Annotated in this window: 16 protein-coding genes; 12 read left to right on the top strand and 4 right to left on the bottom strand. The window is 43.3% G+C overall.

Annotated features, from left to right (window positions below):
• Positions 1-180: 180 nt before the first annotated feature.
• Positions 181-831, top strand: coding sequence for a DUF3386 domain-containing protein (locus F6K46_RS11090; protein WP_075899265.1), 651 nt, complete (start codon positions 181-183; stop codon positions 829-831).
• 52 nt (positions 832-883) lie between these two features.
• Positions 884-1,072 (top strand): hypothetical protein, encoded by a 189-nt coding sequence (locus F6K46_RS11085; RefSeq protein WP_293056202.1) that lies wholly within the window; start codon positions 884-886, stop codon positions 1,070-1,072.
• Positions 1,073-1,165: 93 nt separating this feature from the next.
• Here the strand turns inward: F6K46_RS11085 and F6K46_RS11080 are convergent, their stop codons facing one another.
• Positions 1,166-1,957, bottom strand: coding sequence for a cobalt-precorrin-6A reductase (locus F6K46_RS11080; protein ID WP_293056192.1), 792 nt, complete (start codon positions 1,955-1,957; stop codon positions 1,166-1,168).
• Between the two features lie 2 nt (positions 1,958-1,959).
• Complete coding sequence (locus tag F6K46_RS11075) at positions 1,960-2,154, bottom strand: hypothetical protein (protein ID WP_293056183.1); 195 nt, start codon at positions 2,152-2,154, stop codon at positions 1,960-1,962.
• A gap of 645 nt (positions 2,155-2,799) precedes the next feature.
• Between F6K46_RS11075 and F6K46_RS11070 the strand changes: the two genes are divergently transcribed.
• The 5 genes from F6K46_RS11070 (at position 2,800) to F6K46_RS11050 (ending at position 7,771) form a co-directional block, all read left to right on the top strand.
• Positions 2,800-5,337 (top strand): mannose-1-phosphate guanyltransferase, encoded by a 2,538-nt coding sequence (locus F6K46_RS11070; RefSeq protein ID WP_293056175.1) that lies wholly within the window; start codon positions 2,800-2,802, stop codon positions 5,335-5,337.
• Between the two features lie 195 nt (positions 5,338-5,532).
• Positions 5,533-6,120, top strand: a complete 588-nt coding sequence (locus F6K46_RS11065; protein ID WP_293056170.1) for a single-stranded DNA-binding protein — start codon at positions 5,533-5,535, stop codon at positions 6,118-6,120.
• 36 nt (positions 6,121-6,156) lie between these two features.
• Positions 6,157-6,303, top strand: a complete 147-nt coding sequence (locus F6K46_RS11060) for a hypothetical protein (RefSeq protein WP_293056164.1) — start codon at positions 6,157-6,159, stop codon at positions 6,301-6,303.
• A 3-nt stretch (positions 6,304-6,306) separates the two neighbouring features.
• Entirely contained in the window at positions 6,307-6,597 is a 291-nt protein-coding gene (locus F6K46_RS11055; protein WP_075899663.1) for a hypothetical protein, read from the top strand.
• 214 nt (positions 6,598-6,811) lie between these two features.
• Positions 6,812-7,771: a lipase family protein gene (locus F6K46_RS11050; protein WP_293056157.1), complete on the top strand. Its 960-nt coding sequence runs from the start codon at positions 6,812-6,814 to the stop codon at positions 7,769-7,771.
• 27 nt (positions 7,772-7,798) lie between these two features.
• On the opposite strand, the gene F6K46_RS11045 is transcribed toward F6K46_RS11050, so the two are convergent.
• Entirely contained in the window at positions 7,799-8,059 is a 261-nt protein-coding gene (locus F6K46_RS11045; protein WP_075899667.1) for a hypothetical protein, read from the bottom strand.
• Between the two features lie 578 nt (positions 8,060-8,637).
• Between F6K46_RS11045 and F6K46_RS11040 the strand changes: the two genes are divergently transcribed.
• From F6K46_RS11040 to F6K46_RS11020, 5 genes are all read left to right on the top strand, one after another.
• Positions 8,638-8,838, top strand: a complete 201-nt coding sequence (locus F6K46_RS11040) for a hypothetical protein (protein WP_293044890.1) — start codon at positions 8,638-8,640, stop codon at positions 8,836-8,838.
• Positions 8,839-9,258: 420 nt separating this feature from the next.
• Positions 9,259-9,462: a hypothetical protein gene (locus F6K46_RS11035; RefSeq protein ID WP_293056149.1), complete on the top strand. Its 204-nt coding sequence runs from the start codon at positions 9,259-9,261 to the stop codon at positions 9,460-9,462.
• Positions 9,452-9,736: a type II toxin-antitoxin system RelE/ParE family toxin gene (locus F6K46_RS11030; protein ID WP_293056145.1), complete on the top strand. Its 285-nt coding sequence runs from the start codon at positions 9,452-9,454 to the stop codon at positions 9,734-9,736. The genes F6K46_RS11035 and F6K46_RS11030 overlap by 11 nt, the downstream gene beginning before the upstream one ends.
• A 98-nt stretch (positions 9,737-9,834) precedes the next feature.
• A complete protein-coding gene (locus tag F6K46_RS11025) occupies positions 9,835-10,080 on the top strand; it encodes a BrnA antitoxin family protein (protein WP_075899319.1) in 246 nt (81 codons plus the stop codon).
• Between the two features lie 271 nt (positions 10,081-10,351).
• Positions 10,352-10,537 (top strand): hypothetical protein, encoded by a 186-nt coding sequence (locus tag F6K46_RS11020; protein WP_293056141.1) that lies wholly within the window; start codon positions 10,352-10,354, stop codon positions 10,535-10,537.
• 146 nt (positions 10,538-10,683) lie between these two features.
• Here the strand turns inward: F6K46_RS11020 and F6K46_RS11015 are convergent, their stop codons facing one another.
• On the bottom strand, positions 10,684-12,066 hold the full coding sequence (locus F6K46_RS11015; RefSeq protein WP_293056138.1) for an MFS transporter: 1,383 nt from the start codon (positions 12,064-12,066) through the stop codon (positions 10,684-10,686).
• Between the last annotated feature and the right edge of the window lie 62 nt (positions 12,067-12,128).

Genomic DNA, 12,128 nt, shown 5'->3' with positions numbered 1-12,128 from the left:
TATTCCAAATCATAATCAATTTGGGAGTAATGGTGAAAATTTAGTCTTAGCTTAAAGTTAGCTGAAACTACCTCACCCAATTTAAAGATTCTATATCAAGCAGTAATGCTATAATAACCAGCGTCAGAGATTAGTGAATGAGTAGTCTTTGGATAAACTATCGGTTGACTTAGCAAGACTATGATCGAAAACGAAACAGCTCGTGAAGTATTCCAGGCGGCTTACGAAAACCGCTACACCTGGGACGACGATTTTCCTGGTTACAAAGCTGACCTGGAAATTAAGCAAGGTGATGAAGTATACACTGGTCAAGTTCGCATTAATGGTGATCACAGTGTTGACGTCAGTGGGTTTGATGATGAAAAGGTCAAAGAAAGTGTCTATAACCAGATGCGGGATATTGTGACCCACCGCAAGCGGTCATCCTTTGAAAAAGCCCATGGTAAAAACCAATTTAGCTTTGGTGACAATGATTCTACTGGTGCAGTGGAAATTTTTGTCAAGGGTGATGCTATGGGCTCTAACTATAAAGTCCGAGGGCAGGAAATTTGTCATGTCAGTCGCGTGATGGGTCCGATGGCTTTTACAATTAATACCAACGATAGCCTAGATACAGGAGAAGGGTATATTTCTTCAGGCTACAATGCCATTTTTCGCAATGCCAAAACTGGTGATTTGATGGCTAAACGAGAGTTTGAAGACAGCTTTGATAAAGTTGGTGATTATTATATTATGACTCGTCAAGTGGTTTATGCCATCGAGGAAAAAGGGCGGACAGCTACTGAATTCAACTTTTCTAATATCAGGTTACTCGAACCAGCTATGGTTTAAGCTTTGGTTGTAAGCTATCAGCTATCAGCTATCAGCTATCAGCCATCAGCCTATGCGCTACGCGCACGCTACGCGAACAGCCATCAGCCTATGCGCTACGCGCACGCTACGCGAACAGCCATCAGCCTATGCGCTACGCGCACGCTACGCGAACAGCCTTGGCCAAGGGCAAATCCCCAGACTTTCAATTCTGATTAATCTCGAACTATTAAATTCTACCGTTTGCGTAGCGTGGCCATAGACCTGCATAGGTTTATTTTAAGCTTACGGCTGACAACTGACGGCTGACAGCTGACGGTTGAATGCTTACGTTTTATTTAAGGGGGAGAAGAGTTCAAACATAACGATCGCAAAACTCTAATCCCACAGATACATTGCTGGTTTGCTGGGGATAATCAACAACTGGGCGAGTAATGATAACTAGGGAGATGCCTAACTCATTAGCTAGGGTTCGTTTGATATCTTCTCCCCCAGCAACCCCAGATGCCTTGGTGACAACAACAGAGATGTCCCAGTGATGCCAGAGTGCCTTTTCCAACTCAGCTGGTACCGGAGGGCGCAGGGCAATAATTCGATTTGGGCTAAATCCAGACGCGATCGCTACATCGATGGCAGTAACACTCGGCAGAATCCTGGCGTATAGGGTTGACTGGTCTTGCCAGCTACGGAATAAGGGTAAATGTTTGTAACCGATGGTCAGCAATACCCGCTGGTGATGGAGATAGTTACCAGCAATCAGGTCTTGGAAACTATTGAGATAAATTATTGGTGAATTGTCTAGTTCAGAACTTACCTGAGAATTTAGCTGTTGTCGTTCAAAACGTAGGTAAGGTATATGCCGAGCACAAGCGGCTGAAATCGCTATTTGGGAAATTTCTACCGCATAGGGGTGAGAGGCATCTAGGATCGCTACAATACCATGCTTCTCCAAAAACTGCTCTAGCTCATTTGTATCTAAACGTCCGACTCGAACCCTTAAATTTGGGGTTTGGGGATAGAGGGATTTAGCCGCCGTTGTGGTAACGGTTACTGTACAGGGCATACCCCTGGATGCGATCGCATTTGCCAGAGTCACACTTTCCGTGGTTCCACCAATCAGCCAAATACCGCCACTGCTATCTAGCACTCCTATCTGCCCTTAAGGGCTTTAGTAAAGTTTTTGCGATAGGACTTATTGGCAACTATTAAAGCTGGCCACAAAAGTGACAAGTATATCCGATTGGTTAAGCTGCGGCTGAAGTCAGTGCGCTCAAACCCCCTCCAGAATTTCCACACGCCGTACCCATAGACTACAAGTAACCCTAAGACAATTAACTTAGCCATTCATCAAAAATCTTGCCATATTTGGAAACCCCGTCTCAAGTCAGATAGGCGTCTCGCCTGACAGGGATTAAAAGCGAGCCCTTGGGGCAGTTTTTACTACCCTTGATCAATCTGGGTAGAACACATTTGGCTATTGTGACATGGTTTATCACTTCCGGTGCTTTTTATAAGATAATTTTTATATTAATGATAATTTTACCTTATCAAGCAAGTGTTAGACCATGACCTCAATACCATAAGTGTGTAGGTTAATCAACCGAATTGATTCGGATTACAGCTCAAAGTAGCATTGATCCAGATCCAGTTTCTCTAGTCTTCATTTGTGGTGTCACCCTTAGGAGTTACAGACTAGCCAAACTCAGTAGTGATCATTACCTGAATGAAGAAGCAGCGGGTCAACGCGCGATCTTTCTTTTCAGGGAGGAGGAAACTTGGCGACACCAGTGTCGTTAGTTATGGTTCCGCCAGTCTTTGTCGAAAGCACTCTTTTATGACTCACTATCGACGCTAGCATGCCAAAATCACGGTTTTCAGATCAAGTGACTGTTTGTGGAGGAAAGTACTTCACTAAAAAAAGCCCATAACAAGACAAATGAACGTAGACAACATGATCAAACCCCTTAACGGGTTAAAAGAGGAGGAATTATGCGAGCAGTGCTGATGGCTGGTGGTTCAGGAACACGGCTGAGACCGTTGACCTGTGATCTGCCCAAGCCCATGGTGCCAATCCTGAATCGACCCATTGCTGAACATATCGTTAATCTACTCAAACGGCACAATATCAATGAGGTCATTGCCACTCTGTACTATCTCCCAGATGTCATGCGGGACTACTTCCAAGACGGCAGTGACTTTGGGGTAAAGATGACCTATGCGGTAGAAGAAGAACAGCCTCTGGGGACTGCAGGTTGTGTTAAAAATATTTCCGAATTACTCAATGAAACCTTTTTAGTCATTAGTGGCGATAGCATCACCGACTTTGATTTGACTGCTGCGATTGAATTTCATAAAGCTAAGAAATCAAAGGCGACATTAATCCTAACTCGCGTTCCCAATCCCGTTGAGTTCGGGGTGGTGATCACCGATAAGGAAATGCGCATCCGCCGATTTTTGGAAAAACCTTCGACCTCAGAAATTTTTTCCGATACTGTTAACACTGGCACTTACATTCTTGAACCATCGGTTCTAGAGTACCTGCCATCAAATGAGGAATGTGACTTTTCCAAAGACCTGTTTCCGAAACTCCTCGCGAAAGATGAGCCAATGTATGGCTATGTGGCTGAGGGATATTGGTGTGATGTCGGTCACCTGGAGGCTTACCGAGAAGCCCAGTATGACGGCTTAATGAATAAAGTCACACTAGACTTTGCTTACCCAGAACAATCCTCAGGAATGTGGGTGGGACAAAATACCTATATCGACCCTACTGCCAAGATTGAAACCCCAGTACTAATTGGTAGCAACTGCCGGATTGGGCCAAACGCCCACATCGAAGCAGGAACAGTAATTGGCGATAATGTTACCATCTCTGCCCACGCTCACCTGAAACGACCGATTATTTGGAATGGAGCGTTGATTGGTGAAGAAGTTAATCTGAGTGCCTGCACCATTTCCAGGGGAACCCGGGTAGATCGTCGTGCTCAGGTTTTGGAAAGTGCCGTTGTCGGTTCCCTGTCTAAAGTCGGAGAAGAAGCTCAAATTAGTCCCACTGTAAGGGTTTGGCCAAATAAAACTATAGAATCAGGTGCAACATTGAATATCAATTTAATTTGGGGCAACACTGCCCAACGGAATCTTTTTGGTCAGCGGGGTGTCCAAGGCTTAGCCAACATCGATATTACTCCGGAATTTGCCGTTAAGTTGGGAGCGGCTTATGGGTCTACCTTAAAACTAGGCTCCCAAGTATCACTCTCCCGTGACCAGCGTAGTATCTGTCGCATGGTGACCCGGTCTTTGATTGGGGGATTGATGTCTGTGGGTGTCGATGTCCAGAACCTAGATGCAACTGCAATTCCTGTGGCTCGAACCGTGATACCAACCCTAGGGGTTGAGGGGGGTATCCATGTGCGAGTGCATCCTGACCGACCAGATCATATCCTGATCGAAGTTATTGATGCCAAGGGAATTAATATCAGCAAGGGTAAAGAGAAAAAAATTGAGGGGGCTTACTTCAAAGAAGACCTAAGACGAGTCCAGATCAATGATATCGGTAATGTTAACTACCCGATCCAGTTAATCGATATCTACGGTACTGCTTTTGAGAAGCATCTCAATGTAGAGGCAATTCGCAACAGTGGTTCTAAGGTAGTTATTGACTATGCTTATGCCGTGTCTGGTGCGGTGTTACCCCGACTGTTAGCGAAATTTGGCGCTGATGCAGTAGTCCTCAATGCCAGTTTGAAACAAACAGCTATCTCCACAGAAGAACGAGAGAGTTTGCTCAATCAGCTGGGTCAGGTGGTCGAAGCCCTAAAAGCCAATTTTGGCGTGCAGGTCTCTGCTAATGGGGAACAGTTTATTTTGGTGGATGAATCGGGAATGTCGATTCGAGGTGAGGTATTGACTGCACTGATGGTCAATATTATGTTAACCTCTAATCCCAGGGGAACTGTGGTGGTTCCAGTGCAGACATCAAGTGCGGTGGAACAAATTGCCCGACGCCATGATGGCAAGGTGATCCGCACCAAAGCTAACCCCACAGCACTGATGGAAGCTTCTCAAAGCAACCCCAATGTGGTATTGGGAGGCAGTTGGGATATGGGCTTTATTTTCCCCCAACTACATCCAGGCTTTGATGCCATGTTTGGAATCGCCAAGTTGATCGAGATGCTGACAGTCCAAGAGCGATCGCTTGCTGATATTCGTGCCGAACTTCCTCGGGTATGGTACAAAACCGTTACCCTGCGTTGTCCTTGGACAGTTAAGGGTAGCCTGATGCGTCATCTGGTCGAAACCCATCCCAGTGAGCAGCTCGAACTTGTTGATGGAGTTAAAATTATCAACGCGCAAAATGATAACTGGGTGTTGATTTTACCCGATGCTGGCGAACCCTTAGTTCATATTTTTGCCAACAGCGATGACCGGGATTGGGCCGAGGAAAACCTCAAGCATTATCGCAACCATGTTCAGGAATTCGTTGAACAAGAACAAGGTGTAGAAGCGCAACCTTCAGCCGTGTCATAAATCGGATTGATCGGCTGTTAACAGGCATAGCGGTGGCTTTCCTCAGAGAGTTTGTAGACTTCAGGAAAGTCACCGCTATGCCGTTGTTGGTAGTTAATTGTTGGTAGGTTAAGTTCACTCAAAGAAAAGCCAAAAGTATTGGTACGCTTGTTCTATAATGAAGAGTCAACACTGAAAGGACAAGGGAGATACGAGATGAACAGCTGCATTTTAATGGCACAAATTATTCAGGATCCAGAACTGCGTTACACCTCAGAGAATCAGACACCCCTGACTCAGATGCTAGTACAATTCGCCAGTGTCAAGGCTGAGGAATCCCCATCAACCTTAAAAGTGGTAGGTTGGGGGGAATATTTGGCTAATGAAATTAAAACAAACTATTCCACAGGCGATCGCGTGGTGATTGAAGGTAGCTTAAGGATGAATGTGATTGAGCGACCAGAAGGATTCAAGGAAAAACGGGCAGAATTGACTGTTTCCCGGATTCACAAATTGGGAACAGATGATCACTTCGAGCCACAAGTCATGGCATCGGATAGAACTTTCCAGCGTACCCCAGAACCATCCTCTCCCCAAACCTATGATAAGGTTGTATCGATGGATCAACATCGGATGTCGTCATCAGTTTCTTATCCCAACAATACCGAACAAGATTTTGCTTATACCAGCACTGAACAAAATACTGAGCAAAGTTTTGAGTCTTCTTTTGGGTCTTCATCTCCTCAAAACCCAACCTCTGGTAGCCCTAGTCATCAACAAGATTTAGATGATATTCCCTTTTAGTTATTCGGAGAAAAGATTATAGCGTTTCTCATAGTTATGAGGTACAAAAAAAATTTACCTCTTCCCTCTTCTCTGCTCCCTGCTCCCTGCTCCCTGCTCCCTGCTCCCTGCTCCCTGCTCCCTGTTCCCAGATCCGCTGTTCCCAGATCCGCTGTTCTCGACAACTGCCGCGAAGTCTATTAAATTGTGTTTCAACTCCTTTACGTACTGATCTATGCCCTCCAGCCTTATCTAGACCTGATTTGCTTTTGTTTGGCTTGGGGGCTAATGATGATTCTAGCTTGGACCGTTTTGTCAGCAGTCCGAGAAAGTTTTGCTGTTGCCAAACGACTGCATCAAATTCCCTGTTCTAACTGTCAGTTTTTTACTGGTGATTATCGTCTTAAATGTACCGTGCATCCCTCTGTTGCTAATTCTGAGGCAGCAATTAATTGTATGGACTTTTGTGAAAAAAATAATTACATGACAAGAGTTTAAAAGACTCGACGGTAATGCCATGGGCTTCATCCTTGCTAGTGGGGAGGGAGCCTATATAGCAATCCTAAATTATGTAATGTATTTGTAAAATCACTGGAATTGTTAAAAACTGGTGCTTTCTCCCTTCCCTTCTGCCATATGCCGTTTGCTTCCTGCCTTAAAGCAGACCATTTCTTTCGCAAATCAGATAGGATTGCTATATATAGCAATCCTAATGAAAGCATGCGTGATGGATAAGACAATTACTTACCTCACAACTGCTGACCTTGATTCCACTAGGGCGATCGTTTTAGCGCAAGCAAGCGGTCTAACTTATGATGCTTTTGATAAGCAAAACCCTGCTGAGTGTCTTGAGGTGTCTCCACCGGATGGTTATGATTTTGTAGACTACTGGACTGGTGTTGATGCGATTTTTAATAAATACAAAACTGTTGAGTGTTATGGTCTAGTGTTTCGATCTCAGCAGTCTCCTTACACTTATATATTTGCTTTTAGAGGTACTTCTTCGACAGAGGATATAATAGATAATTTTGGTGTTAATCATACAAAATTTTTACCTTATCAGGAAGATGTTGTAGTGCCATCTGACCTTAGGGTTGAATCAGGTTTCTACCATATCTATTCCAATAGTGATGGGAACACACCCTCGATGCAGAATCAAGTGTTTGCCCTAGTTGATAAATATCAAGCATCTGAAAAACCGATCGATACTCTGTATATTACTGGCCATAGTTTAGGCTCTACACTGAGCACTTTCTTCACACTTGATATGGCGTTGTCTAGACCAGATATCAAGTCTGCAAGCTACAACTATGCTTCCCCTCGTGTAGGCAACCAAGCATTTGTAGAATTTTATCAACAACAGGCACCGCAACAAAATCCGGAGACACGAACTATTCGTATCCAAAATGTTTATGATAAAGTTCCTTGTGTCCCATTTAAACGTGAAGGATACCAGCATTTGCCCTATGCCTATCTAGTTTCATTTTATCGAGACAACTTAATGGGTAAATTTGATGTTATAGACAATCATCATCGCAAAAATTATAAAACTGTTTTGAATTGTGCGTTCGAGAGTGAAAGTGGCTTTTGTGAGAGAACCTTTGACTACGATCAGGGCAAAACGATGAAGTCGGTGAAACCAGATCCTAGTACAGTCTGTACATATTGGTAGCTTTTGGTCTGGCGTTATATCCTTACCTCACTTTACTATCTCCTTGGCATCAACTTGGCGATCATAGTCTTCCATGTCTCCATCAATTTCATCACGATAGGCTGCTATATCTGCTAGCACCTCATCAAACAGAGGATTATTTGCATACATACCAGCAAATTCCATCCAAGGATGTTGATTATTGGCAGATTCAACTTCCAAAGAAATGATATCTGCTTGAGCTAAACGCTCAGTCAAAAGTTGGCGAATATTAGCGTTAGCTTCTTTTTTTTTCTCAATCCTGCCCATAGCGCATAAGCTGATAGCTGATAGCTGATAGCTGATAGTTTACGTTATTATAGCAAATCAATAATTTATATTTTATCGTTACAATCTCCGCGCTTATTAAACCTTATCTATTTTAGGAGCTACTGCTCCCAGCGCTATCGTTAAAATTACTAGTTATAGCTATTCTCTCTGCCATGAGGTAAAAAATGATCCCCCTAAATCCCCCTTAAAAAGGGGGACTTTGAGGTTGATAAGCGTACCTCATAAATGCAATAAACGCTATCACAAAATACTAGTAAAAAAAAGCAATTTTCTGAAAGAGACGCTACGCGAGTCACGTAAACCTTCTGCGCTTATGCGATTGACCTGCATGTCACCCTACGCGAGTCACGCGAACCTTCCGCGCTTATGCGATCGCTAATTTTTTAAAAGCGATTATCTGAAAGATACGCTACGCGATGAAGCAAAGCTTCCGCGCTTATGCGAACGCTTATTTTTTATTAATCCTAAAACTCCCAAAAAAAACTTTTCAAAACCCTTGACAATTAAAATAATAATCATTACAATAATCAATATAAACCGAAATTAAATTTTTTATGATGTCACAACAATTCAGCCAAAACTTCAAGAAACAACCTGCTCAACACACTCTGAAAGGTTCTCGTCAATCAGTACTTTATAGTATGCAAATGCTTTACGCCCTAGGCTATGCAGAGATTGCGGAATGGACGCCTCTGGAAGCGACTGATGTTCCTGGGGAAGTGATAACTACAATAACCAAGTATTGGTTGTTGCCATAACACCTTAAATTTCTGGGGGGGGTTTCCCCCCTGGCCAAGGTTTTGGTCTGGTTTTGTAGCGTGACCTTTGGCCAAGCAGAGCAGGTTAGGTTTGCTAATTTTGTGACATAAGAAATTGAAATAGTCGTGGATAGTATTTCTACGGCTATTTTTTTTTCTTTACTCCCTACTCCCTACGTAAGCATTCAGCATTCAGCTATCAGCTATCAGCTATCAGCTTATGCGCAAGCTACTTGATGTGCTTATGGGCTATTAGGAAGCTACGGAACTTTTGAATAAAACCAAGTAAGTATTCGAATAATGCTGAGTTATGGAAAGCTGACGGCTGACCGCTGACGGCTGAATGCTTACCTCCCTACTCCCTATTCCCTAGTATAAAAAATGCTATAATTATAAAAAATAACCTTTAATTCAAAAGCGATGGAAACTCAAGACTTAAAAACACTGATTAAAGAAAGCATCCGAGAAGTTTTGAGAGAAGAAAGACTCTTACTCTGTCATATGTTAATGCCTGACGTTAGTGATCAAGAGCAACAAGAGCTTGACACCACTTTTGGCTTACCTCAAGACTATGAAACTGAAGACGTGACTGATCTGACAGATTGGATTAAAAATGACCATTAAATTCCGCAAGAGTGCGATTAAATTCTTAGAGTCTGCTGATCAGGAAACTACCGCAAATATTCGCAAACAACTCAGGCAGCTTGTTGATGCTATTGAAAATAAGTCAATTATTCCTTTTAACGACCTAGACATCAAGAAAATGAAAGGAAATTGGGAAGGCTTTTATCGATTGCGTATTGGTAAAATTAGAGTGATTTTTACCGTTGATTTAACCTTAGCAGATATAGAAATTTATACGATTGGCTTTAGAGGAAATGTCTATAAAAATAGATAATCTCTGACCCAATGGCCATTACAATTGAGGAGCAACGATTTGAGGAGGAACGATTGATCACCATTAGCGTAACATAAACAATATCTGGAGGGATGAAGATGGAAGCTGAGTATGATTTTAGTCAAGGTAAGCGTGGCGCGATTGACCCGATGCCATCTGGTAAGACTCGGATCACAATTTGTTTAGATAACGATGTTATCGAGTGGTTTCGTGAGCAGGTACATCTATCTGGTGGAGGCAATTATCAAACCTTGATTAATCAGGTGTTGCGTCAGCACATTCAGCATCAATCGATAGAAGTAGAAGGAGATCAGGAAACTATTCCGATCACAGAAATTATTTAAAGTAAATAAGCTTGGAAAAATAATCGCTCTGGTAACGATCAAGGAATTTAATATAAATATTTAAAGGGTAAGTTATTAGGATAAAACCTTGATTCACTATAGTTTTATAAGACAATTCGTGATCGTGGAAATGTTTATACTCACATCTGGCACCATTGTGATTAATCGTCGGTGGGCAGTGTCTACCTACGCGCTTTGCAAGCTGATCTGATCTGTCTCAAGCACTGCCCATCCTACTTGCTTACTGGTACTTACGGAAAAACTGTCACCATTGGTGGCACAAATGGGTGCATCTCCTAAAAGCTGTTTGACCCGGTGGGTGGAATGGGCATCTTGGTGGAATGGGCATCAGGGGTGGAACGGGCATCAGGGGTGGAACGGGCATCAGGGGTGGAACGGGCATCTTGCCCGTTACAATTTTCGGACAGGCTGTCCCAACACTGCTCAAGAGGCGTAAAAAGCGTGGGCGTAGCCCATTAGCTTAATGCTTACGAAAAAACTGCAACCAATGGTTGCAGAAATTGGTTGCACTCATAATTTGGTTATTCCCTAAAAGTCTAAAGCTCACTTAGAGCAGTAAAAACAATTCCCCCTTACCAATTCTTAATCCCCAATCGCATCAGGTAATTCATCCTCCAAATATCGTAAACGAGGCAATAAGTAAGCGATACAAGTCATCAAAATAGTCAAGACTCCCATGGAAATAAACATTAGGCCAATACCACGACCAGGACCTGTACCGATTACTCTGCCAATGGTTTTTGCAACAATACTATCTTGAGTCATTAAGGGTTCAAAGAAGCGATCGGCTAATGGACCTGCAATAACATAAGACAGAGGCAGCGTTGCTAAAGCCACTGATTTCCGAAATGCAAACACCCTGCCCTGGACTTCTGGAGCTACCTTGCGCTGGTAAATAGCTTGAATAGCACTATTGACTATCGGAATAGTTAGTAGCATGGAAAAATTTGCACAAGCCAGAAGAATAGCGGAGGGGCGAAGACCTACCAAAAGTACGCACAGGCCAATAGCAAACATACTGATAAAAACAGTAGTCATTTGATTCTGCCAGCCGCCCCAAATCGTCATGATTAAGCCCCCAATAACCATGCCAGCATTGGCGAAGGAGACCACAATTCCCAGGGTTGTTACCGATGCAAAAGAAAGAACTAATGGGATATCGAGAACCTGAGTGGCTCCAATTAGGAAATTACACAGAGCAACCAACAGTACCAATCCCAAAAGACCTGGTCGCTGCACGAAATAGTTCCAGCCATAGGTTAAATTGTGTAAAAATGATTCCTGTTCCGTTTGCTCGTCAGTCCCAGTTGAAAGCTCCGGAAATTTGACTATCAATAGAGCTACCAAGGCAAATAGTAGGGTAATAAAGTCAATGGCGATAATCCCTGGTAACTGAATAATGGCAAGTAGAGTTACCGCAAAGGTAGGGGCTGCTAAATCTGAGATGGCTTGCCCCGTGAAGACCATACCACTAGCACGGCCAAGATTAGCTTTGGGAACCAGCAGAGTGGTTGCGGCAGAATAGGCTAAACCTTGAAATGTACTGAAGCTAGACCTAAGCACATTTGTTAGACAGATATGCCAAATTTCCAGACTACCATTAAGGTATAACCAAGCCACCAGCAAGGTACACAAACCGGCAGAGAAGTCACTAATAATCATCGTCCAACGACGACTCCAGCGATCGACATAGACTCCCGCAATTGGACCAATTAAAATCGGAGGAATCGCCGCCGATAGTACGGGTAAGGAAAATTGGGTGACAGAATCAGTTTGCTGGTAAACCCAAATGCTGAGGGCAAAACTGGTCAGACTGGTACCGATCAGTGAAATAACTTGGCCAAACCAGATGAAAGTAAATGTTTCCATTCCTTGCAGTGATGGAAACCGTTTAGTGATGGCGCTGATGATGCTGGGCTTGCCATCATCAGCCGTCTGTTGTTGGGTATCAGTAGTTTGGTTCATTGGTGAATAGAAAAATAGGGAAACTGGAATTTAAAAAGGGGAATCTAGGGATCCTCTAGACG

The organism is Moorena sp. SIO3E8, from assembly GCF_010692445.1.
GTDB classification, from domain to species: Bacteria; Cyanobacteriota; Cyanobacteriia; order Cyanobacteriales; family Coleofasciculaceae; genus Moorena; species Moorena bouillonii.
This window is presented reverse-complemented; position numbering and strand designations above follow the sequence as displayed.

What these genes read in the sequence shown, in the direction of transcription:
- F6K46_RS11090 (WP_075899265.1), top strand. Translation starts at nt 181, where the DNA reads ATGATCGAAAACGAAACAGCTCGTGAAGTATTCCAGGCGGCTTACGAA.
- F6K46_RS11085 (WP_293056202.1), top strand. Translation starts at nt 884, where the DNA reads ATGCGCTACGCGCACGCTACGCGAACAGCCATCAGCCTATGCGCTACG.
- F6K46_RS11075 (WP_293056183.1), bottom strand. Translation starts at nt 2,154, where the DNA reads ATGGCTAAGTTAATTGTCTTAGGGTTACTTGTAGTCTATGGGTACGGC.
- F6K46_RS11070 (WP_293056175.1), top strand. Translation starts at nt 2,800, where the DNA reads ATGCGAGCAGTGCTGATGGCTGGTGGTTCAGGAACACGGCTGAGACCG.
- F6K46_RS11065 (WP_293056170.1), top strand. Translation starts at nt 5,533, where the DNA reads ATGAACAGCTGCATTTTAATGGCACAAATTATTCAGGATCCAGAACTG.
- F6K46_RS11060 (WP_293056164.1), top strand. Translation starts at nt 6,157, where the DNA reads ATGAGGTACAAAAAAAATTTACCTCTTCCCTCTTCTCTGCTCCCTGCT.
- F6K46_RS11050 (WP_293056157.1), top strand. Translation starts at nt 6,812, where the DNA reads ATGAAAGCATGCGTGATGGATAAGACAATTACTTACCTCACAACTGCT.
- F6K46_RS11045 (WP_075899667.1), bottom strand. Translation starts at nt 8,059, where the DNA reads ATGGGCAGGATTGAGAAAAAAAAAGAAGCTAACGCTAATATTCGCCAA.
- F6K46_RS11040 (WP_293044890.1), top strand. Translation starts at nt 8,638, where the DNA reads ATGTCACAACAATTCAGCCAAAACTTCAAGAAACAACCTGCTCAACAC.
- F6K46_RS11035 (WP_293056149.1), top strand. Translation starts at nt 9,259, where the DNA reads ATGGAAACTCAAGACTTAAAAACACTGATTAAAGAAAGCATCCGAGAA.
- F6K46_RS11030 (WP_293056145.1), top strand. Translation starts at nt 9,452, where the DNA reads ATGACCATTAAATTCCGCAAGAGTGCGATTAAATTCTTAGAGTCTGCT.
- F6K46_RS11025 (WP_075899319.1), top strand. Translation starts at nt 9,835, where the DNA reads ATGGAAGCTGAGTATGATTTTAGTCAAGGTAAGCGTGGCGCGATTGAC.
- F6K46_RS11015 (WP_293056138.1), bottom strand. Translation starts at nt 12,066, where the DNA reads ATGAACCAAACTACTGATACCCAACAACAGACGGCTGATGATGGCAAG.